Raw genomic sequence first — 22,352 nt, 5'->3', positions numbered from 1 at the left:
CTAGGTGGGTTTTCGATGGACGGTGCTGATGTGTATCAGAAATGAGCCGGTTCTAAAGGCCGGGGATCGCAGCTCGACGCTGCGATCCCGGCTGTTTCCTATGGCAGTTCGCGACTGGCGTAGAACGCGCTCAGCACTTTGACCAGGTGAGCCAGGTCGTGGCTGCCGCACAGTTCGCGGATCGAGTGCATGGCGAACGTTGGCAGGCCGATGTCGACGGTGCGCACGCCCAGGTGGCTGGCGGTGATCGGGCCGATGGTCGAGCCGCAGCCCATGTCGCTGCGCACCACGAAGCTTTGCACCGGCACTTCTTCGGCCATGCACAGATGGCGGAAGAACCCGGCGGTTTCGCTGTTGGTGGCGTAGCGCTGGTTGCTGTTGACCTTGATCACCGGGCCGGCGTTGAGTTTCGGACCGTGGTTGGCGTCGTGCTTCTCGGCATAGTTCGGGTGCACGCCGTGGGCGTTGTCGGCCGAGACCAGCAGGGATTTCTGGATGGTGCGTACGAATTCGTCACCTTCCGGCAGCAGGCGGCGCAGGGTCTGTTCCAGCATCGGGCCGTCGGCGCCGCAGGCCGAGCAGGAACCGACTTCTTCGTGGTCGTTGCACACCAGCACGCAGGTTTCTTCAGTGTCGGCGGTCAGCAGGGCTTGCAGGCCGGCGTAACACGACAGCAGGTTGTCAAGGCGCGCGCCGGCGATGAAGTCGCCATGCAGGCCGATGACCGCAGCGCTTTGGGTGTCGTAGAAACTCAGCTCGTAATCGAGCACCACGTCGGCGTTGAGGCCGTGTTCGCGAGCCAGTTGATCGGTGAGCACCGCGCGGAAATCCACGCGCTCGTCACCGGCGAACTGCGCGAGAATCGGCGGCAGCTCGGTCTGGGCGTTGATGGCCCAGCCCTGATTGGCTTCACGGTTGAGGTGAATGGCCAGGTTGGGAATGATCGCGATCGGGGCCTTGAAGTCGATCAGTTGGCTTTCAACCTTGCCGTCGCGGCGGAAGGTGACGCGGCCGGCCAGTGACAGGTCGCGGTCGAACCACGGCGCCAGCAGCGCGCCGCCGTAGACTTCGACGCCGAGCTGCCAGAAGCCCTGGCGCTGCAATTCAGGTTGTGGCTTGACCCGCAGGCACGGGCTGTCGGTGTGGGCGCCGACCAGACGGATGCCGTCGTGCAGCGGCGAGTTGCGGCCCATCTTGATCGCGACAATCGAGGAATCGTTACGGGTGACGTAGTAACGACCATTGGCTTCGGTGTGCCAGGTTTCGCGCTCGTCGAGGCGCACATAACCGGCGGCCTCAAGGCGTTGAACAAGGCTGGCGGTGGCGTGGAACGGGGTAGGGGAGGCCTTGAGGAAGTCGATCAGGCCTTGGTTCAACTCTTCGCGCATAAGAAGCTCCAGACAGCAATGGGCGGGAGTTTAACGCATCGGCCTGATGCTTGGGACATGACATGTGCCGCTCGCGTCAACGAGCGGCGGCCACGCGTTTTTTCAGGTAGTTCATGATCACTTTTTCGTCTTCAGGCTTGTCCGGACGGGGCAGCTGCTTTGGCCAGCGACTCTGTTCCAGAAGCTTTTTCTGACGGCTCTCGTCCCAGCGCAGAATCTCCCGCGAGGCGCATTCCCACCACTCATGACGACAGGCGCTGTAGTACGGGTGATCCGGCGCGGCGCTGCCGTACAACAGATCCCGACCCACCTTGCGCATGGCGCCGCTCTGGTTGCGCAGCTTCCACTTGATCTTCAGACGCTGCCAGGCGGACGGAAAGGGTTTGACGCGCGGCACATCGGCACACAGGTCCACCAGTCGCTGGCTGAATTTCTCGCCGTGCTGGGCGAAGAAAAACGCCTGCATCGCGTGGAAGAAGCGTTTTTCCGCGAAGTAGTGGTAGATGTGTTTGCGCGCTTCCACCACCGGCCGTTCGCGCATTGCGTAGGACAGCGCGATCTGCTCGATGGTGTGAATCTCGAACCCGCCGGCCGTCCACTCGTCGATCAGCCTGATCGACTCTTCGAACAATGCCGAGTCGCGGTCGGTGATACCGCACAGGCCGCTGTTGTAGAGCTTGAAACCGTTCTGTGGGGAAACACCGTGGACACTGAGGTCGCGAGCGAGCTTCAGGTAGTCCGGCCGTTCGAAGACGTCTTTCCAGTCGTATTCGAAGCGATCCATCACCGACCGATTTGCATCGATGTATTGGAACAAGCTGTTCGGGTGGCTGGTGAACAGTGTGTCGGTGTCGACGAACAGGGTTTTCTCGGCCAGTTGCAAACCGGCGGCAATCGCGCAGGCCTTGCGCCGGTGGTGGTAACCGTTCTGTCCTTGCCAGCGGGTCAGGGTCGCTTCGTCGAGCAGTACGGTGTCGACTGGCCAGCCTTCGTAGTCTTGCGGCCGGTCGGTGAGAATCCTGATCGCCGGGCGTTTGCCGTTCTTGGCCTGGGACAGGACGGTCAGGATGCTGAACTTGGCTTCGCGCCGGTAGACATCCTGATTGCCGTAAATCAGGTAGAGCAGTTGATGACGGGTCTTCTTGACGGGTGTTGCAAGGGAATCAGTACAACTCATCCGGAACAAAATCCTATAAATCGGGCAGCTGTCGGTCCAACAGTGCTTAAAACGGTGCCGGGCATTCGAAGCGCAAGCGTTCGCCGGACTGTGGATGGGTGAAGCTGAGCATGCTCGCGTGCAGGCACAGGCGTGGCCAGGCAGCCAGGGCTTGCTCGTGGGCGTAGAGGCCGTCACCGAGCAACGGATGACCGATCGACAGCATGTGCACCCGCAACTGGTGCGAACGACCAGTGATTGGTGTCAGTTCGACGCGGCACCAGTCGCCGCAGCGCTCCAGCACACGCCAGAAGGTCAGGGCGTGCTTGCCGTGTTCGTGATCGACCACGTGGCGCGGTTTGGTCGGCGGGTCGTAGCGCAACGGCAGATCGATGCTGCCGCTGTCCAGTTCCGGCTGACCCCAGCAGAGCGCAGTGTAGGCTTTCTCTGTTTCACGATCGTGAAACTGGCGCGACAGTTCGCGGTGGGTGTCGGCGTCGCGGGCCAGCAGAATGATCCCCGAGGTTTCCCAGTCCAGGCGATGGACGATGCGTGCTTCCGGGTAGCCGTTTTCCTGCAGACGGGTGATCAGACAGTCCTTGTTGTCATCGGCCCGGCCGGGGACGGAGAGCAACAGGGTCGGTTTGTTCACCACCAGAACGGCGGCGTCCTGATGAATGATTTGGACGTTGGACAACGGCATTAAAACAGCCTCGTAACAAATGCCGACGGCGGCTCAGGGCCCCTCCGGTGTCGGAAGGGCCCTGAGCCGCCGTCGTTCCTGCCGGATCGACTCAGCGGTCTGGCAGGGTGATGTTGAGTTCCAGAATCGAGCAGCTGCCCTGGCTCTCCAGTGCCACATGCACGTCGTCGTTGCCGATGTTGACGTACTTGCGGATCACTTCCACCAGTTCCTTCTGCAAGGAGGGCAGGTAGTCCGGGGTGCTGCGCTGGCCGCGTTCATGCGCCACGATGATCTGTAGACGCTCTTTCGCGACCGAGGCGGTACTTGGCTTTTTGTTGGCACGAAAGAAGTCAAAAAGGTTCATTACCTACCTCCAAACAGACGCTCGAAGAATCCCTTCTTCTCGACATTCAGGAACCGGTGTTCTTTTTCCTTGCCCAGCAGGCGATCAACGGTATCGCTGTAGGCCTGGCCGGCGTCGCTTTGATCATCGAGGATCACAGGTACGCCCTGGTTGGAGGCCTTGAGCACGGCCTGGGATTCCGGGATGACGCCCAGCAGGCGTACGGCGAGGATTTCCTTGACGTCTTCGACGCCGAGCATTTCGCCTTTTTCGACGCGCTCCGGGTGGTAGCGGGTGATCAGCAGGTGTTCCTGGATCGGCTCTTCGCCGCGTTCGGCGCGACGGGACTTGCTGGCCAGCAGGCCGAGCATGCGGTCGGAGTCACGTACCGAGGAGACTTCCGGGTTGGTCACGACGATCGCTTCGTCAGCGAAGTACATGGCCAGGTGCGCGCCTTTCTCGATACCCGCCGGGGAGTCGCAGACGACGAAGTCGAATTGTTCCTTGAGCTCCATCAGGACTTTTTCCACGCCTTCGACGGTCAGCGCGTCTTTGTCGCGGGTCTGGCTGGCGGCCAGTACATAGAGGTTTTCCAGGCGTTTGTCTTTGATCAGGGCCTGTTGCAGGTTGGCTTCGCCGTTCACGACGTTGACGAAGTCATACACCACGCGGCGCTCGCAACCCATGATCAGGTCGAGGTTACGCAAGCCCACGTCGAAGTCGACGATCACTGTTTTGTGGCCGCGCAGAGCGAGGCCGGTACCGATAGCGGCGCTGGTGGTGGTCTTACCCACACCACCCTTGCCGGATGTAACCACGAGAATCTTGGCCAAGGTGTTTCACCCCTAAGGAAGAAGGACTGTTCAGCCCCTGAAAAACATCTCTAGAAAACTACTGCAGTCGGACAGCCTTGGCTGGAATCCGGCTTTTGGCCTTTTTCCTACTTCGTTTGAGCCGTTTTCGCTACGTTTTAGAGATGCTTGGAAAATGCGGCAGTATCCGTTAAAGCCGAATGATGTTCAACACGTCGCCCGACAGGCTGACCTGTACGCCCGAACCCCACATCGGATCGCGACGCAGGTCTTCGGAAACCTTGTAATGGCCTGCGATGGAGATCAGTTCAGCGCTCAATTGCTGACAGAAAATCCGCGCCTTGGTGTCGCCCTTGACCCCGGCCAGCGCACGACCGCGCATCGGGCCGTATACATGGATGTTGCCATCGGCGAGAAGTTCCGCCCCCGGGCTGACCGAGGAAACCACCACCAGATCGCCACCTTGCGCATATATCTGTTGGCCACCACGTACTGGCGTGGTGATGACGCGGGTCGGTTTGACGGCCGGCTCCGACGGCTTTTCCGGTTTTTTCGGGGCGACGGGTTCGGCTGCTTCCAGCGGTCGTTCGCGGGCGCCGGACGGCGGCAGCACCGGGATGTCGATGGCGATGGCGGCAGCGATGTCTTCGATGCGGCTGGCGCGGATCGCCAGGGTGCGCAGGCCGTGCTGACGGCACACGCGCATCAGGCCCGGCAGGTCGACGGCGCCTTCGCTCGGCGGCAGTTTGTCCAGCGCCAGAACCAGCGGCGCGTTGCTGAAGAAATTCGGTGCCTGGGCGACTTTGGCGGCCAATTGCCGATCGAGGCTGTCCAGGTCGTTGCGGGACAGCTCCAGCACTGTAATGGCGAGCATGCTGCCCTTCAGCTGGAACACGGGATCTTGGTCTTTCGGTTCGGTTTGGCTCATGTCGGCATACAACGGCTTGTCACTAAAAGTGCCGAGACTTATAACGAGAACGCCCGCAGGCCGCAAGCCGGGTCGAACGATGTAGAATGCGCGGCCACTGTATTTACGGAAGCTTTAATGGATCGCCCGCGTTTTCGAAAAGCATTTCTTGCCCCACGCTTCTGGCCGCTCTGGTGCGGCCTCGGGCTGTTGTGGCTGATCGTGCAGCTGCCGTATCCGGCATTGCTGGCCATCGGTCGTTTTCTCGGTGCCCTGATGTATCGCTTCGCCGGCGACCGACGGCGCATCGCCAAGCGCAATCTGGAACTGTGTTTCCCGGAAAAGTCCGCCGCCGAGCGCAAGCGACTGCTCAAGGAAAACTTCGCCTCCACCGGCATCGCCTTCTTTGAAATGGCGATGAGCTGGTGGTGGTCGCGTCAGCGCCTGGCGAAACTGGCCCACGTCGAAGGTCTTGAGCATTTGCAGAAGGCCCAGCGCGAAGGCAAGGGCGTGATTCTGATGGCGGTGCATTTCACCACCCTGGAAATCGGCGCGGCGCTGCTCGGCCAGCAACACACCATCGACGGCATGTACCGCGAACACAAGAACCCGCTGTTCGACTTCGTCCAGCGTCAGGGCCGCGAGCGGCACAATCTTGATTCGCTGGCGGTGGAGCGTGACGACGTGCGCGGCATGCTCAAGCTGCTGCGCGCAGGCCGGGCAATCTGGTACGCACCGGATCAGGACTACGGCGCCAAGCAAAGCATCTTCGTGCCGCTATTCGGCATTCAGGCCGCCACCGTGACTGCCACCAGCAAGTTCGCCCGTCTGGGCAAGGCACTCGTGGTGCCGTTCACTCAGGAGCGTCTGGCCGACGGCAGCGGTTATCGTCTGGTGATTCATCCGCCGCTGGAAGGTTTCCCGGGCGAGACCGAAGAAGAAGATTGCATCCGCATCAATCAGTGGGTCGAAGGCGTGTTGCGGGAGTGCCCCGAGCAATACCTGTGGGCACACCGGCGTTTCAAGAGCCGGCCACCGGGCGAGCCGAAGCTGTACGCCAAACGCGGTTGATTTGACCCATCCCCACAAGCACCACGGAGCGTTGCGATGAGCCCAGCTGAACCGGTCACAGGTTTGATTCTTTCCGGCGGCGGGGCTCGGGCGGCGTATCAGGTGGGGGTGCTGGCGGCGATAGCCGAATTGTTGCCGCTGGGGGCGGACAATCCGTTTCCGGTGATCGTCGGCACCTCCGCCGGGGCGATCAACGCGGTCAGCCTGGCCAGCGGTGCGACGGATTTTCGCGCGGCCATCGAACGCCTGACGCTGTTCTGGCAAGGCTTTCGCAGCCATCGCGTGTTGCGCAGCGACTGGCCGGGGGTGATCCGTCAGGCCAGTCGTTTTGTCAGTCACAGCCTGCTGGGCATGGGCCGGCAGCTGCCGGTAGCGCTGCTCGACAGCTCGCCGCTGCGTCATCTTCTCAACGAAAAACTGCACCTGCCCGGCATCGCCGAGTCCATCGCGCGCAAGCAATTGCACGCGGTGGCAGTGACGGCGTTCGGCTACGAGTCCGGGCAAGCCGTGACCTTCTATCAGGGCGGCGGGACCATCGATTCCTGGTTGCGTCATCGGCGCATCGGTGTGCCGACGCAGTTATCGGTGGAGCACTTGCTGGCCAGTTCGGCGATCCCGCTGTTGTTCGCGCCAGTGAAGATCGGCGATGAATATTTCGGCGATGGCGCGGTGCGACAGTCGGCGCCGATCAGCCCGGCGCTGCACCTGGGCGCGAGCCGGGTGCTGGTGGTGGGCGTCAGCGGCAACCCGCGCGGTTTCGATCCGGCGCAACCGCTGGAGCGTGCTTACACCGGGCAGCAACCGACGCTGGCGCAGATCGGCGGGCACATGCTCAACAGCACCTTCATTGATAGCCTGGAAAGCGATATCGAGCTGCTTCAGCGTCTCAACCAGTTCAGTCATCTGATGCCCGAAGGCACGCCGACCCGCGCGTTGGGTGTGGCGCCGGTGGACGTGCTGGTGATTTCACCCAGCCAGCCGATCGATGAAATTGCGGCGCGGCATCGCCAGGAATTGCCCGCGGCGTTGCGTCTGTTTCTGCGTGGGCCGGGGGCGACCAAAACGAGCGGGGCAGGGGTGTTGAGTTACTTGCTGTTCGAGGCGGGGTATTGCAGCGAATTGATCGATCTGGGCAGGCGCGATGCCTTGGCCAAGCGCGATGAGCTGTGCCGGTTTCTCGGGATTGGCGAGTCGCTGGTTCCGGCCTGAGTTTTGTTGTGCAGCAATCGCTGGCAAGCCAGCTCCCACAGGGATTTGTGTCGTGCACAGAGCCAATGTGAGAGCGAGCCTGCTCGCGAAGGCGCCCGTGAGGACGCCGCCGGATCAGAAGTGGAACTTCACCAGGAAGCTCGTGGTGCTCTGATCGGTCTTGAAATACTGGCTGTCCTTGATCCCGTACTTGTCCGACCAGTAGTCGTACTCGACACCCACATACAACTGCTTCTCGCCAATGTTCAGCGCTTTGCCCAGGTCGTATTTGACCTGTGGGTTGAAGTGCAGGTTGGCGTGGTAATCGCCTTTGGAGTTGGAGTCGTTGTCGACCACCCAGTCCATGAAGCCGTCGATCAGGATGTTCGAGTCGCCGACCGGAATCGTGTAGGACCAGACCGGGGTGATCTGCCAGACGTTGTCACCGGCGCGGGAGCCTTCGGTGTGGCGCTGGTAGAAGTTCAGCTGGAAGTAGTCGAAGCCCGGGATCGCCAGGTCAAAGCCTGGACCGATCAGGTACGACTCGGTATCGCCTTCACCGAATTCGTAGGTCATGGCCAGCAGTACGTCGGTGACCGGACCGAAAGCCAGTTTCTGATCGAAGATCTTGCCGAACGACAGACGCGGGCTGATTTCGCCGTAGTAGGTGTTCGAACCCACACCGCCGTCATCCTTGCCGTTGTAGAAGATCTTGTCGACGAACACGAAGTTGTCGCCGTACTTCCAGGCATCGGCGTGCTCGAAGGTGACGGTCTGCTGAATGCGCGGGTTGACCTGGAAGTCCTTGCCATAGAGGTAGGTCAGGCTGTTGTTCTGCCATTGCAGCAGGCCCTCGGCCATGGCCTGACCCCCTGCCAGCAGCGATCCCGCAAGCATCAGGCTGGTGCACATACGTTTCATTCGGTTGCTCCCAAAGTAGGTGTTCCACGTTTATTTTTTTGAGTCGGCGCTCTGGTGTGGCGCCTTTTTTCATTGCTGCAAAAGTCATCCATCCGGTCAGCTTTCATGCTGTTAGCAAGAGCTGAGCCAAGGCTTTTCGAAAAGCAAAAAAAAGCCCGTCGGCTGCTGAAAAACAGTCGATTAAGCGTGTTTTCGGGATGCCTCGGTACTGACCGAAGCCTGGATAAGTTGGCTTTTCGGTCAGGAATTAAATTCGGGCTTTTTTTTAGACCGAATTCAGGAGGCCGCGGAGAATACTGACTCAACGGCCAGGCCTCAAGTGCCCCGCAACAGAGCACCGACGACAGGTAGGGGGCACGGTTGCGGGCCATCTTAGAAGTGCACCTTGACCAGCAGGCTGGCGGTGTTCTGGTTGGTGTCGAAACTGTGGGTGCTTTCGACGCCGTATTTGTTTTTCCAGTAGCTGTATTCGGTGCCGACGTACACCTGCTTTTCACCCCAGCCGAGGGCTTTGCCCAGGTCGTATTTGATCTGCGGGTTGATGTGCAGGTTGGCGTGATAGGTGCCACGGGAGTTCTGATCGTTGTCGACCACCCAGTCGAGGTAGCCGTCGATAAGCAAATCGGAATTGCCCACGGGAATGCTGTAGGACCAGCCGGGGGTGATCTGCCAGACGCCGTCGCCGGGGCGCGGGCCTTCGGTCTGGCGGCGGTAGAAGTTCAGGGTGAAATAGTTGAAGCCCGGCACCTTGAGGTCGAAGCCGGGGCCGATCAGGTAGGCCTCGCTGTCGCCTTCGCCGTACTCGTAGGTCATGGCCAGCAGTACGTCCTTGATCGGGCCGAATTCCAGCTTTTTGTCGAAGATCTTGCCGAACGACAGGCGCGGGCTGAATTCGCCGTAGAACGCATGGGGCCCTTTGTTGCGGTCTTCCTGGCCGTTGTAGAAAATCTTGTCGATGAACAGGAAGTTGTCGCCGTACTTCCACTTGTCGGCGTGCTCGAACGTCACCGTCTGCTGGATTGACGGGTTGATCGCGAAATTCTTGCCGTACAGGTAGCTCAGGCTGTTGGTCTGCCATAGCAGTAAATCGCCGGCCATGGCTTGCGAGGCGGCCAGCAGGCCGCCGCCCAACAACACGCTGGTTTGAGTCCGGATCATCTGTTGCTCCCTCTTGTTTTTATTGTTTGAGGCAAAGCTGTCGCGAGGGGGCAGGCTTGGGCGAGCCTCCTTTTTTACTCTTCGGATCAGTGCGGGTGTGCGTGGCAGTCGTTGATCGCGGCGCGTTCGGCGCCACCGAGGATGTTGAACAACAGGTTCAGCGTCAGCGCGCTGAGGGTGGCCATGGCGATCCCGCTGTGGGTGATCGGGCTCATCCACAGTGGCAGGTGAGCGAAGAATTCCGGACGCACCACCGGGATCAGCCCCATGCCGATGCTCACCGCCACCAGCAATTGGTTGCGACGGTCGCCGATATCGGCTTCCTGCAGAATCTTGATGCCGGTGGCCGCGACCATGCCGAACATCGCAATCGCCGCGCCACCCAGCACCGCCGGTGGAATCGATGCCACCAGAAACGCCGCTTTTGGCAGCAGGCTCAGGACGATCAGCAGACCGCCGGCGACGATGGTCACCGAACGGCAGCGCACGCCGGTCATCTGCACCAGGCCGATGTTCTGCGCGAAGGAGGAGTGGGTGAAGGTGTTGAAGAAACCGGCGAAGAACGACGCACCGGCATCACACAGCAGGCCGCGACGCAGCATGCGCGGGCAGACTTCCTGACCGGTGATCTTGCCCAGCGCGAGGAACATCCCGGTGGACTCGACGAAGATGATCACCACCACCAAACACATCGACAGAATCGGTGCCAGTTCGAACTTCGGCATGCCGAAATGCAGCGGGGTGACGAACTGAACCCACGGCGCGTTGGCCATGCCGCTCAGGTCGACCATGCCGATGGCGCCGCAGAGCACGTAGCCCAGGCACATGCCGATCAGCACGGAAATGTTGACCCAGAAACCGCGCATGAAGCGGTGGATCAACAGAATGGTGGCCAGCACCAGTGCGGCGATGGCCAGGTAAATCGGTGAACCGAATTGCGCAGCGGCGGCGCCGCCACCGGCCCAGTTCACGGCCACGGGAAACAGCGACAGACCGATCGAGGTGATGACCGTGCCGGTCACCAGCGGAGGGAAGAAGCGTACGACCCTGGACATGAATGGCGCGATGAGCATGCCGAAGAACCCGGCGGCGATGGTCGCGCCGAAGATTCCCTGCAGACCGATGCCGGGCATGCCGGCCATGGCGACCATGCTACCGACGGCGGCGAAACTGGCGCCCATCATCACCGGCATGCGGATGCCCATCGGGCCGATGCCCAAGGACTGCACGATGGTGGCAATGCCGGCGACCAGCAGGTCGGCGTTGATCAGGAAGGCGATTTCTTCACGACTCAGGCCAGCGGCCTGTCCGATGATCAGCGGTACCGCGATGGCGCCGCCGTACATCAGCAGTACATGTTGCAAACCGACCAGGATTAGTTGCAAAAGGGGCAAACGCTGAATGGCGGGTGCGTCGGGGATGCGCGCTTTGGACAGCTCGGACATGCAACACCTCGGATCTTTTTTATTCTTGTGATTGAACAGCTGCCGGGTTGCTCACAGCTGTTTCTTTGCATCAGGTAAACCGCGTGGCGGCTAATCGCTGGCAAGCCAGCTCCCGCACAGGCAGTGCAAAACCCTGTGGGGGCTGGCTTGCCAGCGATGCTTTTACTGCTTAGTTGGTCTGGGCTCCCTGGGCGATCCATGCACCGATCAGGTCACGTTCCTGCTGGGTCATCTGCGTGATGTTGCCCAGTGGCATGATCTGCGTGGTGATGGCTTGCGCCTGGATCCGCGCCGCGTTCTGGCGGATCTGCTCGGGGGTGTCGAACATCACACCGGCCGGTGCAGCGCTGAACAGCGGGCTGGTCGGTTTGGCCGAGTGGCAGACCGCGCAGCGTTCCTGGATCACCGTGTGCACCTTGTCGAACGCAGGGCCGGCGTTGGACGCCTGAGCGGGAGCGGCGGCCGGTGCAGCAGGGGCGGCCGGTTGTGCCGCTTCAGCCGGTTTCGCGCCACCACCCAAAGCCGTTTCCGGCAGCGGCTGGTACTCGATTTTCGCAGGGGCCTTGGCCACGTCCGGAGCGGTCGACATCGGCGCCGGGCCGGTGACGTACGCCAGACTGATCATGCCCACCGCTGCAACCGGCAGGGTCCAGGCAAACTTGTGGCTGTCGTGACGGGTGTTGAAGTAGTGACGCACCAACACTGCCAGCACCGCGATCCCGGCCAGGATCAACCAGTTGTACTGGCTGCCGTAGGTGCTCGGGAAGTGGTTGCTGATCATGATGAACAGCACCGGCAGGGTGAAGTAGTTGTTGTGACGCGAACGCAGCAGGCCTTTGGCCGGCAGGGCGGGATCCGGCGTGCGGTTCTCGGCGATCGCGGCCACCAGTGCGCGCTGCGCCGGCATGATGATGCGGAACACGTTGCCGACCATGATGGTGCCGATGATCGCGCCGACGTGCAGGTACGCACCACGACCGCTGAACACCTTGCTGAAGCCATACGCCGCGCCGATGATCAGCACGAACAGGATGAAGCCGAGCAGGGCAGGTTTTTTGCCCAGAGGCGAATCGCAGAGGAAGTCGTAGATGAACCAGCCGGCGATCAGCGAACCGATGCCGATGGCCACGCCTTCAGGGCCGGTCAGGCCGCTGCCGGGTGCCACGAGGTAGAGCACGGGGTTGGAGTAGAACACCACGCACAGCAGCGCGATCCCCGACATCCAGGTGAAGTAGGCTTCCCATTTGAACCAGTGCAGGTTCTCCGGCATCGACGGAGGGGCCAGTTTGTATTTTTCCAGGTGATAGATACCGCCGCCGTGGATCGCCCACAGATCACCGGCAAGACCGGTTTTCGGGTTGACGCGGTTGAGGTTGTTCTCCAGCCAGACGAAGTAGAACGACGCGCCGATCCAGGCCACGCCAGTGATCATGTGAACCCAGCGCACGCTCAGGTTCAGCCATTCCAACAGATGTGCTTCCACAGTCTTTACCTCTCGCCCGTCACTCTTGTTGTCGAGTGATCGGACCTTCTCTTATTGGTGGGGGGCGAGGATCAAACGCTCATCCTCTTTGAAAAAATGCTCATCGCAGTTGTTGCCTGTGCCACTGCGATCAACCACCAGGAAGTCATCCCGCTTTTCGATCGTCAGCACCGGGTGGTGCCAGACGCCGCGATGGTAATTGATGCCCTGCCTGCCGTTGGTGACGAAGGCGCGGACCAAGCCTGATACAGGTACATCGCCAAGTGGCGCGACCACGATCAGAAAGGGGTTGCCGAGCAACGGAATGAAAGCCTGGCTGCCCAGCGGATGGCGTTCCAGCATGCTGACGGTCAGCGGCATGTCCTGCGCGTCGGCGCGGAAGATGCTGATGATCGCGTTGTCCTCAGGCGTCGCGGTTTCGACCGTCGCCAGTTTGTGGAAGCGCATGGTCGAACCGTTGTTGATCATGAAGTGATCGCTGCCGTCGGTTTCGATCACGTCACCGAAAGGGGCGAAGGCTTCTTTGGTCAGCGGTTCAATCGTCAGTGTGCGCATGCTGTTCTTCTTTTCGTTGAGTGATCGTTCCCACGCTCCGCGTGGGAATGCAGCCCGTGACGCTCCGCGTCACATCCAAAGCGGACGCAGAGCGTCCAGTGATGCATTCCCACGCAGAGCGTGGGAACGATCATTGCGGTGTTATTTAGCGACCTTGCCGAGAACGCGCAGGCGGCTCACACCACCATCCGGGAACACGTTCAGACGGATGTGGGTGATCGGGCCCAGTGCCTTGATCTGCTCGACGAAGGTGTGTTCGGCGTGCATCTCCAGCTTCTGGCTTGGCAGCAGTTCGCGCCAGAACAGCGACTGGGTTTCGATCTGGCTGTCGGTGCCGCCCTTGACGAACGCGCCCTGGATCGAGCAGGTGTCCGGGTAGTTGCCCTTGAAGTGCAGGGTGTCGACGATGATTTTCTCGATCTCGCCCGGGTGGCCCAGCGCGACGATCACCCAGTCATTGCCTGGCGTGCGACGACGTGCGGTTTCCCAGCCGTCGCCCATGTTGATGCCACGGCCCGGGTTGAGGATGTTGCTCATGCGGCCGAAGTGTTCGTCGGAGCAGGCGAGGGCGCGGCCACCGTTGAGGGCTGCGGCCAGGTCGACTTGCTCGTTGTCGCCAACAGCCGACCAGTCGCGGAACGGAATGCCGTACACGCGCAGCCGGGCCACGCCGCCATCCGGGTAGATGTTGAAGCGCAGGTGGCTGAACGCCTTGTCGTTGCTGATTTCGTGGTAGTGGTGGCTGTTGCCTTGCAGTTCGACGGCCGACAGCACTTCAGTCCACTGGGTGTTTTCGTCCGGCTCGCCCGACGCCAGGAAGCAGGCTTCCAGCGAGGCCGATGGCGGGAAGTTGCCGGTGAAGAATGAAGTGTCGATGTCCACGCCTTTGATCGAGCCCGGTACGCCCAGGCGGATCACCGCGCTGTCGTAGCCTTCGAAGCGCTTGCGGCGCGATTCCCAGCCGTCCATCCACTTGCCGTTGTCATCGAACACGCCCTCCTTCCACACGGCCGGGGTCGGCTGAAACAGACGATTGGCGTCTGCGAACCAGTCATCGGTGACCGAGATGATTTTGGTGCCCAGGCGGGCATCGGCCAGGTTGACGAACTTCTCGAAAGGTACGGCGTAAGCTTTCATTCTTCTTGTCTGCCTTTAAATAAGTGGCTTGGGATGCTTGCAGGGCCCTGGGAAACACAAGCGTTCTAGAGGTTTCTCGGGCCAGGCTCGCTAGAGAGTCAGTAATCGGAACAGGGCGATCTTGTTGATCTCCGCCAGCGCGCATTTGAACTCGGTGTCGACCGGGTTGTGAATGCGCGTTTCGAACGCCGCGAGGATCTGATGCCGGTTGCTGCCTTTTACCGCCATGATGAAGGGAAACTTGAACTTGGCTTTGTAGGCGTCGTTCAGCTCGGTGAAGCGCTGGAACTCTTCGGCCGTGCATTGGTGAATACCGGCGCCAGCCTGTTCATTGGTGCTGGCTTCGGTCAACTCGCCCTGGACGGCAGCTTTGCCGGCCAGGTCCGGGTGAGCGTTGATCAGTGCCAGCTGACTGGCGTGATCGGCGCTCAACAGGATGTCGCTCATGCGCTGGTGCAGGGTTTCGATCTGGTCGATCGATGCGTCCTGGCCCAGGTCGAAGGCCTTCTCGGCCACCCATGGCGAATGTTCGTAGATGTGGGCGAAGGCTTTGACGAAGGCGTCGCGGCTCAGGGTCGACGGTTTCAGGGTTTGAAAGGTGCTCATTTGGCAGCCCCTTGGTACGGGTGGGTTTCGTGCCAGTGACGCGCGATGTCGACGCGGCGGCTGAACCACACCTGTTCATGACTTTTAGCGTATTCGATAAAGCGCTTGAGCGAAGCCAGACGCGCCGGACGGCCGATCAGACGGCAGTGCAGACCGATCGACAGCATCTTCGGCGCTTCGGCGCCTTCGGCATAAAGCACGTCGAACGCATCTTTGAGGTATTCGAAGAAATCGTCGCCCTTGTTGAAACCCTGGACCTGGGTGAAGCGCATGTCGTTGGTGTCCAGGGTGTACGGGATCACCAGGTGCGGCTTGCCGGTCGGGTTGTTCGGTTCCCAATAGGGCAGGTCGTCGTCGTAGGTGTCGCAGTCGTAGAGGAAACCGCCTTCTTCCATCACCAGACGACGAGTGTTCGGGCCGGTGCGACCGGTGTACCAGCCCAGCGGGCGCTCGCCGGTGAGTTCGGTGAGGATGCGGATCGCTTCGAGCATGTGCTCGCGTTCCTGCGCCTCGTCCATGTACTGGTAGTCGATCCAGCGGTAGCCGTGGCTGCAGATCTCGTGACCGGCCTCGACCATCGCGCGGATTACATCCGGGTGACGCTGGGCGGCCATGGCCACGGCGAAGATGGTCAGCGGAATGTCGAATTCCTTGAACAGTTTCAGGATCCGCCAGACGCCGGCGCGGCTGCCATACTCGTAAAGCGATTCCATGCTCATGTTGCGCGCGCCTTGCAGAGGCTGGGCCGCGACCATTTCCGAGAGGAAGGCTTCCGATTCTTTGTCGCCATGCAGGATGTTGCGCTCGCCACCTTCTTCGTAATTGAGTACGAAGGACAGGGCGATCCGGGCATTGCCCGGCCAGTGTGGGTGAGGAGGGTTACTGCCGTAACCGATCAGGTCGCGTGGGTAGTCAGCGCTCACTGCAGTCTTCCTTCTTATTCGTTGACAGATTGTGTGGCGCCTTGAAGATGGGATGGCAGCTGGCGTCACAGCGATGGGCTGATTGTATACAACTTTATTCTCAATTTGTAAGCCTGAATTTTCGCATTTTTCACCGGCCGTCCTCTTTTGCTGATAACGGTGAGAGCCTGCAAGAAATCTGCCTGATCAGTCAGCTAATGGATCAGAGGTTCAATGAATGCATGGTTCGAGGGCTGAGCAGCGGAAAATCGGCGGAGGCTGGGGGCGGGAGGAAAAATGTCGTTTTTATTGTGTACAATTTTTTTGAAAAGTGTCTTAATCAGTCGCTCGCCGCAGCTTTTCGTGCTCCGAAACGGTGCGGTCTCCTTTTCAACTGACTTCGGGAGGCGCGAGGTCTGACTGCTCCACGCAGGCAGGCGCGCAGAATCAATGGGACGTTTGACAACACACGTTTTGGACGCTGCACACGGTTGCCCGGGCAGCTCGATCAAGGTCGAGCTGTACCGCGTTGAAGGTTCGCACCTGGAATTGGTCGCCAGTGCGCTTACCAACAGCGATGGCCGGGTCGATGCGCCGCTGCTGCAAGGCGATGACTACCGTACCGGTGTCTATCAGGTTCAGTTCCACGCCGGCGATTACTACCGCGCCCGTGGCGTCCAGTTGCCGGAGCCGGCATTTCTGGACGTGGTGGTGCTGCGGTTCGGCATCTCTGCCGAACAGGATCACTACCACGTGCCGTTGCTGATCTCGCCTTACAGCTATTCCACCTATCGGGGCAGCTGACCCCCAAGCAGCTGCCCCCACCGGGAAGCGACTGCGCATATAGCTTCTTTGGTCTTTCGCCCGCTCACACTGCGGGCTTTTTTTGCTTGAAATTCGCCGCAGGCTGGCCTTTGGTCTGACGAAGTTTCATTTTAGAGTCTGGAATTTTCGTCCCTGACAATCACGAAAGTTTGCGGATAAGTCGCCAGCGTTTGCGGTCCTCCTCTGAGCCAGACGACCCTTTTTTCGGCATTTGCCTGAATGACTGCCTGTGCCGCCGATGTGCCGACCTGTTCGCCCAGAGAGACACCCCAGCTCTTCGGGTCGAGATTCAAGGGGAGATGGATCTTTTGACCTCTGATGCGGTGCAGGCTCAAAAAGAACAGAAAATCATGTCCTGGCCGATTGAATACGACGGCGGGAAATGACGTCGAAGGGCTGATGTCGAAGACGTTGTAGCCGTTGCGTTTCAGCAGTGCCGCAGTGAAACGTTTCAAGTCCTGGCCCGATTGACTGGGCATGAAGTGACTCCATTCCAGTTTGAATCGGTTGGGGTCGAAATCGAGGCGTTGCAGCGACCCCTCTCCATCAGGTAGCGGCAGCGCCATGAAGCGCGCGTTTTCCGGCTCGAGGGTGATTATCGAGGGCAGCATCAACAACGGGTCCGCAAGCTCGGCTCGCGGGTAGGTGTTGCCGGCTTTCCAGTCGTTGAAGGTTTGGCGCAAGAGAGTCAGTCCGGTGCCGGTTATCCTGTCGGAGCCATTGGCAAGTTCGAACTGACGCTTTGCCACCTGCTGCAGGCAGGTGGCCGACAACTCCGGAAAATGCACGGCAACATAACCTGCAAGCGGTTGCAGGAAGGGCAGTGTGGGATCGATCTCCCAGTGACCGGCGGGAGGTACGCGGATTGCACCGCGAGGCTGTTGCAACAGGTCCGAAGCGAGAACCCTTTCCAGTGATGAATAGTTGTGAATCAGGTGTGTGGGGTTGGTGATGTAAACAATGGGTGTGTCCTCTGCAGGCCCTTGAGGCAACACCATGTATCGTTTGCCATTGATCTGTATATCGTGGGTTGTTCCGGGCGGTGCGTCGATTGCCCACTGCTCCCAGTGGTCGATTGGAGCATCGGGTAGCGGCGCGGGTGAACGAGGAACTGTTGCCGTTGCATCGTCTTTTTCAACGGCAGGCGTTCCTTCGCTCTCTGGTCCAATGTCTTCTTCACGGCGCGCCCGTTTTTCCGGAATGGCAGGCGATTCATCCTGGAGATGGCGAGTGAGGATCAGTTGCGAGGGTTCCGCACCAGTACCGCTCTGCGCCTGGACCTGGCGCCACTGAACAGTGCCTTCGATACGCTCCAGAAGCGGGCCGGAAGCGATGAGTTCGTTGGGTAGGCGTGCCCGTATCCGGTTCTGCGTATCCGTACCGACCAGAACCGTTGCACCGTCGATCAGGTCGACATAGTGATAACGTCCGGATGAGCGCAGCCCGGTTTGTACGTCGGGCTGCGGCAGGCGGTCGACAAGTCGGGGAGCCAGAAAATAGGTGGACATGGGGGGCTCTACATTCAGTCGCGTTATCTGCGTATCGCCGGGCAGGTCAATGATCTCGACCGTGGGTGGCTGAGGCTCCGGCAAGTGCACGGAGCGGTCCGAGCGATGGTCAGGCAAAGGCAGTGCATTGTGGCCGTCCGCATGAATGCGGGGTCCCGGAAGCAGATCCGGTGCCGGAATGCGTGAAGTCGGAGGACTGTCGTGGGAGGCTGTGTCTTTGGCGCGGATAGGGCGTTTGGGGCTCATTGATGGATGTGCTCTTGAAATGAACGAGGCGATTGGAAGACCGACAGTGCGGATCATTGAGGGGAAATGATCGTCAGCCCAGACCCGTTCCGGGTAATACATATGTCTATGCGCACGCATTCGTGATGCCGGATCTTTCCAGTGACGTCAGCGCCAATGACTGACCCGAAACGGCCGGAGGTCGCGGCCCCCGGCCGGTCTGTCATGAACGCTGCACACTGATGGAGGCAAAGCCTTCAATTGACGCTGGATTGTCCGGCCAGAAGCCAGGCCAGGTTCTTCGCTCGCTCCAGCCTTGTCGCGTCATCAAGGGACAGATCTCCCCTCAGCTTCGCGCATTGCGCTCGAAGCGTGTGCAGACCCTGGGCGCTGATCGGAGGGGAGTAATCGAGGGCAATCTTTGCTACCACTTCGAACACATTCATCTGATGGGTACAGTGGTTGATCGTTTTCAGGTCGTCGACGTCCACAAGGCGGGAAACATCGGTATCCAATACCCAGCGACGTTGACTCAGGTGATATGAGAGCGCTCCCGGTGTGCCGTCTTTCATCGATATATTGCGCACGGGGAGTTGAGCGCTCGTCGCGGTGGACCATTCGGCAGGCAGAGGCGTGTCGGGATCGTCGGGAGGGATGAAGAACCTGGCATCGATCGATTCTATATAGATGGCCTCAAAGATCAGATCGACTGCATGCACAATCCCCGAAGCCGTGATCACACGTATCTGATCCACCAGATCTTCGCTGTTGTCGTATTCAGGCAGGTGCACGGTGCATTTCCCAATCAGTAACTGATTGTTGGAGAGCGTTATGTCGACGTGACCCAGGGCTGTCGCGTCCAGCTCCCAGGTCGAGGAGAAGGCGAGCCGTTCAGTCGCCGAGGCCATGGCACCGGGAGTGGACAGGCGCAAGGACATGTCATTGCTGAGGTGAACGAGATAGGTCGATCCATTTCCGCTCAGGGTTTCGATGGCGGTCTGGGCGGTCGGGAGCGAGAACCTGACACACCGTGCCTGGTCGCCCAGCGGGTGTGGGGTATTGTCGAGGGGACGCAAATAGAGATGCTCTCCTTCCCGAGGTGTCAGGGTAATCGCCTTCGCCCTTTGCGAATGACCGATACCGTAATTCGATAGATGGTCGTCCGCGATGGGAGGCACGTGCAGGCGATAAGAAACCCCATCGTTCAGGATCAGCACGAATGAGTGATTGAGCATCATGAGAGGGCGGGTCAGGCCATTGTTTATCCGTCCAGGGCTGCGCCACCAGGAGCTGGCAAGATTGTTGATCGACAGGCTTTTCTCACCGAAAAAAAGCTTCAGGTTGCAATTCCTGTACATGATGTTTTTGAGTTCACCTTCCGCGAGGACTTCGATGTTGTAAGTCGCCAGGACATTCGAAAGTTCCACGCTGGAGAAATCAAGGTACACAGTGGTCAGAAAACTGTTCTTTTGTTCTGTGACCGTCAGAGTGGTGTGCTGGTTGTTTCGTGAAATCCAATAGTGGGTGTTTTTATCCTGAGGGACGGTAATGTCCGAGGAGTGGAGGATGGCCGGGAGCTCGCGCGTGCCTTGCTGCAACATGGAAACCTGAATCTGTGAAGCAGGCGCGTATTGCGAGTCAATAATGATTTCCGGGAGTTCAGGTATCCAGCGGAAGCCATCCCTGGTGATGAACGTCAGCTTTCCCCCCCTCAGTTTTTGTGTTCGATTGTCAGTCCAGTCGTAAAGATTGGTCAGGCGCACGTATCTTTTTTTGTCGTCATCGAGATCGAACCCCGAAGTGACGATCAAGTCTGCATTTTTGATTTCCCAGCTTTCAATCAGATCCGATCGCCAGTCCAGCACGATGAAACTCTCGTCTGTACCTTCCTCGTGAATCACTACGTTGCCGGGTAAATGGGAAAGCGCATAAGTGTCTTTGCCGGGGCCGCCACGAATTGATGCAAAGGGGCTGAGCACGTAGATCTGGTCATCGCCGGCTCCGGCATCGACATGATCCTTGCCACGAGCCTTGATGATGTTTGGCCCGTCGGTACCGATCACCTCGTTGTTCGATCCTGCAAGGGTGTCGATGTTCTCGATATTGCGCAGCATGCTGTGCAGAATCAGTCCGTCTGCTTTATCCGGTTCGACCTTTACAAACATCTCGCCTTGCTTCAGATCGATTTTGTAGCCAAAGCGCTCTTCGTGTCCGGCAGGAAACGTTCCGGTCAGTTTCAGGCTGTCGCTTCCCGCGCCTCCATCCAGTTCGCCGATCAGGCCGGAATGGTCTTTTGTTTGCAGCAGATCGGCGGCCCCCTCAAAGACGAATTCGTCGTCCTGTTTGCCTCCGTCCAGAAACTTCGGACCCAGCCTGTAATAGAAGTTGTTGGGTTTATTCGTCACTCCCTGCACGGTGTCGAAACCGCCACCGAGAAACCAAAGAATGTTCTTGAGTTCCGATGATGCTCCGAGGACGGAGCCTTTGGTATTTTCCGTGACGCCGGCACGTGCATCGATAGTGTCGTTGTCATCGACGATTCTAGGGCGCTTGATGGTTTTGTACTGAGGGTTTTCCGGGGTCGAGTGGTAGGTGGGGATCTGAATCGACTCGACTTCGACGTGAAATCTGCCGTTGATGACAGCCTCGGTATGGTCTTTCAGATCTTCGTCGAGCAATTTTCTGGCGGAGGCTTGCAGCTGCCGGGCATGTTGAGCGGCGGCCCTGGCAATGATATGGCGATTTTCGACGCTTTCATCCGGGCTGATTCCCCAGAATGCAAACCAGCCTGTGCGCAATCGTTCTTCGGTTGTCAGGGTGATGTAATCGTCGATGTCATCGACCACGTTGATGGCCGCCCAGATACGCGAACCGGCGACCAGCAGCAGGCCAGCCACCAGCCCTATAGGGCCGGCAGAGGAAAAACCGGCCAGAGCCGCGGTGCCCAGCAGTACGGTCATCGCCGCGCTGGTCACACTCAAGCCAGCGTTTACGTAATGATTGACAGCCTCTTTACCCGTGGCTTTGGCTGCTGCATTGAATGAATCCACCGCGCTGATGATATCGAAAGGGAGGGTCAAGGCTCCGCCGATCAAGCCGCCCCCCCGGCCCAGTTTCAATGCAAAGCTGGTGTGTGCGAAGCCCTTGTAGGCGCTTTGTCCGGCCTTGAGCATCTGGGTGGCTTTGTGAGTGACCGCCAGGTCCACTGCAATCGAAGTGATATCTGCTGTATAGGCAGCGCTGTTGAAGATGATCCCGTAGGAATCCTTGTTTTTCACTGCATCCTGGAGCCCGCAAAGTCCACTGTAGATACCAAACGCCTGGAGGCCAATGCCGGTGCCGGCCATGGTGCGGCTTGCGGTACGGTTTGCCCATTTAGGAAGGGGCTCGGACATATGCGCATGTCGAATGTCCAGTTTCTGTGCCGAGACTAGAAGTTGCTTCAACTTGGTCAGATAACCATCGGTGTCGGCGTGGATATCGATATTGTTATTCAGCAGCGTGGGCGACGTCAGCGGTCGTCGGCTGGCAATTTCAAACAGCAGCGCAGTCAGCGAGTAATCATCATCGCTGACGGACGTTTTCATACGAGCGTTGATTTTAACTGGATCAAACTGCAAACCATCGATGAACTTTCTACTTGGAGTGCGGAAAAAAGTGTTTTTTCCATCCAGAACTTGGCCGTCAAGGGTGGCACCCAATGCGTCGAGAGATCTTCGGGTTATGTAGAAGTTGCCGATCCGAAGAGGACCATATACTTGGTCGACAACTTTTAACTCTGATGTTTTGCGTTTTGATTCAGAAGGTTTCCCGGTATTGCTTTGGTGTTCTTCGAAATCAATCGTGGAGGCGGGTTTGGGGTAGGAAGTTAGTTCAATGTCCGAAATGTCTACTGAATTATGGTTGATGGTGGAGTCGAGTATTAGCGTTGCCATAGAACATCCTTGTTCTTGCGTGGTTATGTATTTACTGCTCCATGGTAGTTAAAGAAATTCAATTTTGTATATCCGCAGGCTATTGCGGTGTGTTGCAGATGG

The 22,352-nt window shown here is 59.2% G+C and carries 19 protein-coding genes; 3 read left to right on the top strand and 16 right to left on the bottom strand.

All coding sequences use genetic code 11. The annotated features are described in order from the left end of the window. Positions 1–98: 98 nt before the first annotated feature. The 6 genes from CAF80_RS00475 to minC all read right to left on the bottom strand — a co-directional run bounded on the left by CAF80_RS00475 (position 99) and on the right by minC (position 5,312). Entirely contained in the window at positions 99–1,388 is a 1,290-nt protein-coding gene (locus CAF80_RS00475; RefSeq protein ID WP_007960074.1) for a M18 family aminopeptidase, read from the bottom strand. A 76-nt stretch (positions 1,389–1,464) separates the two neighbouring features. After that, complete coding sequence (locus CAF80_RS00470) at positions 1,465–2,565, bottom strand: hypothetical protein (RefSeq protein ID WP_074687592.1); 1,101 nt, start codon at positions 2,563–2,565, stop codon at positions 1,465–1,467. A 46-nt stretch (positions 2,566–2,611) separates the two neighbouring features. Continuing rightward, positions 2,612–3,247, bottom strand: a complete 636-nt coding sequence (locus CAF80_RS00465) for an RluA family pseudouridine synthase (RefSeq protein WP_039769876.1) — start codon at positions 3,245–3,247, stop codon at positions 2,612–2,614. A 91-nt stretch (positions 3,248–3,338) separates the two neighbouring features. Further along, positions 3,339–3,593 (bottom strand): cell division topological specificity factor MinE, encoded by a 255-nt coding sequence (gene minE, locus CAF80_RS00460; RefSeq protein WP_007960071.1) that lies wholly within the window; start codon positions 3,591–3,593, stop codon positions 3,339–3,341. Next, entirely contained in the window at positions 3,593–4,405 is an 813-nt protein-coding gene (gene minD / locus CAF80_RS00455; RefSeq protein ID WP_039769880.1) for a septum site-determining protein MinD, read from the bottom strand. Before minD ends, minE begins: the two co-directional genes overlap by 1 nt. Before the next feature lie 169 nt (positions 4,406–4,574). Then, entirely contained in the window at positions 4,575–5,312 is a 738-nt protein-coding gene (gene minC / locus CAF80_RS00450; protein WP_039769884.1) for a septum site-determining protein MinC, read from the bottom strand. 117 nt (positions 5,313–5,429) lie between these two features. Between minC and CAF80_RS00445 the strand changes: the two genes are divergently transcribed. Further along, positions 5,430–6,362, top strand: coding sequence for a lipid A biosynthesis lauroyl acyltransferase (locus CAF80_RS00445; protein ID WP_007960061.1), 933 nt, complete (start codon positions 5,430–5,432; stop codon positions 6,360–6,362). A 36-nt stretch (positions 6,363–6,398) separates the two neighbouring features. Beyond that, entirely contained in the window at positions 6,399–7,571 is a 1,173-nt protein-coding gene (locus CAF80_RS00440) for a patatin-like phospholipase family protein (RefSeq protein WP_039769886.1), read from the top strand. Positions 7,572–7,685: 114 nt separating this feature from the next. Here CAF80_RS00440 and CAF80_RS00435 read toward each other — a convergent pair whose 3' ends face one another. The 8 genes from CAF80_RS00435 to puuE form a co-directional block, all read right to left on the bottom strand. Next, on the bottom strand, positions 7,686–8,471 hold the full coding sequence (locus CAF80_RS00435) for an outer membrane protein OmpK (RefSeq protein WP_074687593.1): 786 nt from the start codon (positions 8,469–8,471) through the stop codon (positions 7,686–7,688). 372 nt (positions 8,472–8,843) lie between these two features. Continuing rightward, positions 8,844–9,629, bottom strand: coding sequence for an outer membrane protein OmpK (locus CAF80_RS00430; protein WP_074687594.1), 786 nt, complete (start codon positions 9,627–9,629; stop codon positions 8,844–8,846). An 86-nt stretch (positions 9,630–9,715) separates the two neighbouring features. Continuing rightward, on the bottom strand, positions 9,716–11,074 hold the full coding sequence (locus CAF80_RS00425; RefSeq protein ID WP_039769891.1) for a nucleobase:cation symporter-2 family protein: 1,359 nt from the start codon (positions 11,072–11,074) through the stop codon (positions 9,716–9,718). 169 nt (positions 11,075–11,243) lie between these two features. Further along, complete coding sequence (locus CAF80_RS00420; protein ID WP_074687595.1) at positions 11,244–12,557, bottom strand: urate hydroxylase PuuD; 1,314 nt, start codon at positions 12,555–12,557, stop codon at positions 11,244–11,246. Positions 12,558–12,608: 51 nt separating this feature from the next. Beyond that, a complete protein-coding gene (locus CAF80_RS00415; RefSeq protein WP_027613342.1) occupies positions 12,609–13,112 on the bottom strand; it encodes an ureidoglycolate lyase in 504 nt (167 codons plus the stop codon). Between the two features lie 141 nt (positions 13,113–13,253). Continuing rightward, entirely contained in the window at positions 13,254–14,249 is a 996-nt protein-coding gene (gene alc, locus CAF80_RS00410) for an allantoicase (protein WP_007960036.1), read from the bottom strand. A 90-nt stretch (positions 14,250–14,339) separates the two neighbouring features. After that, positions 14,340–14,855, bottom strand: a complete 516-nt coding sequence (uraD, locus tag CAF80_RS00405) for a 2-oxo-4-hydroxy-4-carboxy-5-ureidoimidazoline decarboxylase (RefSeq protein WP_085666679.1) — start codon at positions 14,853–14,855, stop codon at positions 14,340–14,342. After that, the gene (gene puuE, locus CAF80_RS00400; protein ID WP_039769896.1) at positions 14,852–15,778 is read right to left on the bottom strand and encodes an allantoinase PuuE; all 927 of its coding nucleotides are present in this window, start codon (positions 15,776–15,778) and stop codon (positions 14,852–14,854) included. Before puuE ends, uraD begins: the two co-directional genes overlap by 4 nt. A 429-nt stretch (positions 15,779–16,207) precedes the next feature. Between puuE and uraH the strand changes: the two genes are divergently transcribed. Beyond that, positions 16,208–16,561: a hydroxyisourate hydrolase gene (uraH, locus tag CAF80_RS00395; protein ID WP_011333195.1), complete on the top strand. Its 354-nt coding sequence runs from the start codon at positions 16,208–16,210 to the stop codon at positions 16,559–16,561. A 131-nt stretch (positions 16,562–16,692) separates the two neighbouring features. On the opposite strand, the gene CAF80_RS00390 is transcribed toward uraH, so the two are convergent. Together CAF80_RS00390 and CAF80_RS00385 are read right to left on the bottom strand one after the other, a co-directional pair. After that, entirely contained in the window at positions 16,693–18,090 is a 1,398-nt protein-coding gene (locus CAF80_RS00390; RefSeq protein WP_085666678.1) for a hypothetical protein, read from the bottom strand. A 482-nt stretch (positions 18,091–18,572) separates the two neighbouring features. Next, on the bottom strand, positions 18,573–22,250 hold the full coding sequence (locus CAF80_RS00385; RefSeq protein ID WP_074687598.1) for a hypothetical protein: 3,678 nt from the start codon (positions 22,248–22,250) through the stop codon (positions 18,573–18,575). Positions 22,251–22,352: the final 102 nt, after the last annotated feature.

This window comes from Pseudomonas sp. B34(2017) (assembly GCF_002112915.1).
GTDB classification, from domain to species: Bacteria; Pseudomonadota; Gammaproteobacteria; order Pseudomonadales; family Pseudomonadaceae; genus Aquipseudomonas; species Aquipseudomonas pharyngis.
Note: the sequence above shows the minus strand (reverse complement) of the source record. Positions and strands in the feature narration are given on the sequence as shown.

What these genes read in the sequence shown, in the direction of transcription:
- CAF80_RS00475 (WP_007960074.1), bottom strand. Translation starts at nt 1,388, where the DNA reads ATGCGCGAAGAGTTGAACCAAGGCCTGATCGACTTCCTCAAGGCCTCC.
- CAF80_RS00470 (WP_074687592.1), bottom strand. Translation starts at nt 2,565, where the DNA reads ATGAGTTGTACTGATTCCCTTGCAACACCCGTCAAGAAGACCCGTCAT.
- CAF80_RS00465 (WP_039769876.1), bottom strand. Translation starts at nt 3,247, where the DNA reads ATGCCGTTGTCCAACGTCCAAATCATTCATCAGGACGCCGCCGTTCTG.
- minE (WP_007960071.1), bottom strand. Translation starts at nt 3,593, where the DNA reads ATGAACCTTTTTGACTTCTTTCGTGCCAACAAAAAGCCAAGTACCGCC.
- minC (WP_039769884.1), bottom strand. Translation starts at nt 5,312, where the DNA reads ATGAGCCAAACCGAACCGAAAGACCAAGATCCCGTGTTCCAGCTGAAG.
- CAF80_RS00445 (WP_007960061.1), top strand. Translation starts at nt 5,430, where the DNA reads ATGGATCGCCCGCGTTTTCGAAAAGCATTTCTTGCCCCACGCTTCTGG.
- CAF80_RS00440 (WP_039769886.1), top strand. Translation starts at nt 6,399, where the DNA reads ATGAGCCCAGCTGAACCGGTCACAGGTTTGATTCTTTCCGGCGGCGGG.
- CAF80_RS00435 (WP_074687593.1), bottom strand. Translation starts at nt 8,471, where the DNA reads ATGAAACGTATGTGCACCAGCCTGATGCTTGCGGGATCGCTGCTGGCA.
- CAF80_RS00430 (WP_074687594.1), bottom strand. Translation starts at nt 9,629, where the DNA reads ATGATCCGGACTCAAACCAGCGTGTTGTTGGGCGGCGGCCTGCTGGCC.
- CAF80_RS00425 (WP_039769891.1), bottom strand. Translation starts at nt 11,074, where the DNA reads ATGTCCGAGCTGTCCAAAGCGCGCATCCCCGACGCACCCGCCATTCAG.
- CAF80_RS00415 (WP_027613342.1), bottom strand. Translation starts at nt 13,112, where the DNA reads ATGCGCACACTGACGATTGAACCGCTGACCAAAGAAGCCTTCGCCCCT.
- alc (WP_007960036.1), bottom strand. Translation starts at nt 14,249, where the DNA reads ATGAAAGCTTACGCCGTACCTTTCGAGAAGTTCGTCAACCTGGCCGAT.
- uraD (WP_085666679.1), bottom strand. Translation starts at nt 14,855, where the DNA reads ATGAGCACCTTTCAAACCCTGAAACCGTCGACCCTGAGCCGCGACGCC.
- uraH (WP_011333195.1), top strand. Translation starts at nt 16,208, where the DNA reads ATGGGACGTTTGACAACACACGTTTTGGACGCTGCACACGGTTGCCCG.
- CAF80_RS00390 (WP_085666678.1), bottom strand. Translation starts at nt 18,090, where the DNA reads ATGTCCACCTATTTTCTGGCTCCCCGACTTGTCGACCGCCTGCCGCAG.
- CAF80_RS00385 (WP_074687598.1), bottom strand. Translation starts at nt 22,250, where the DNA reads ATGGCAACGCTAATACTCGACTCCACCATCAACCATAATTCAGTAGAC.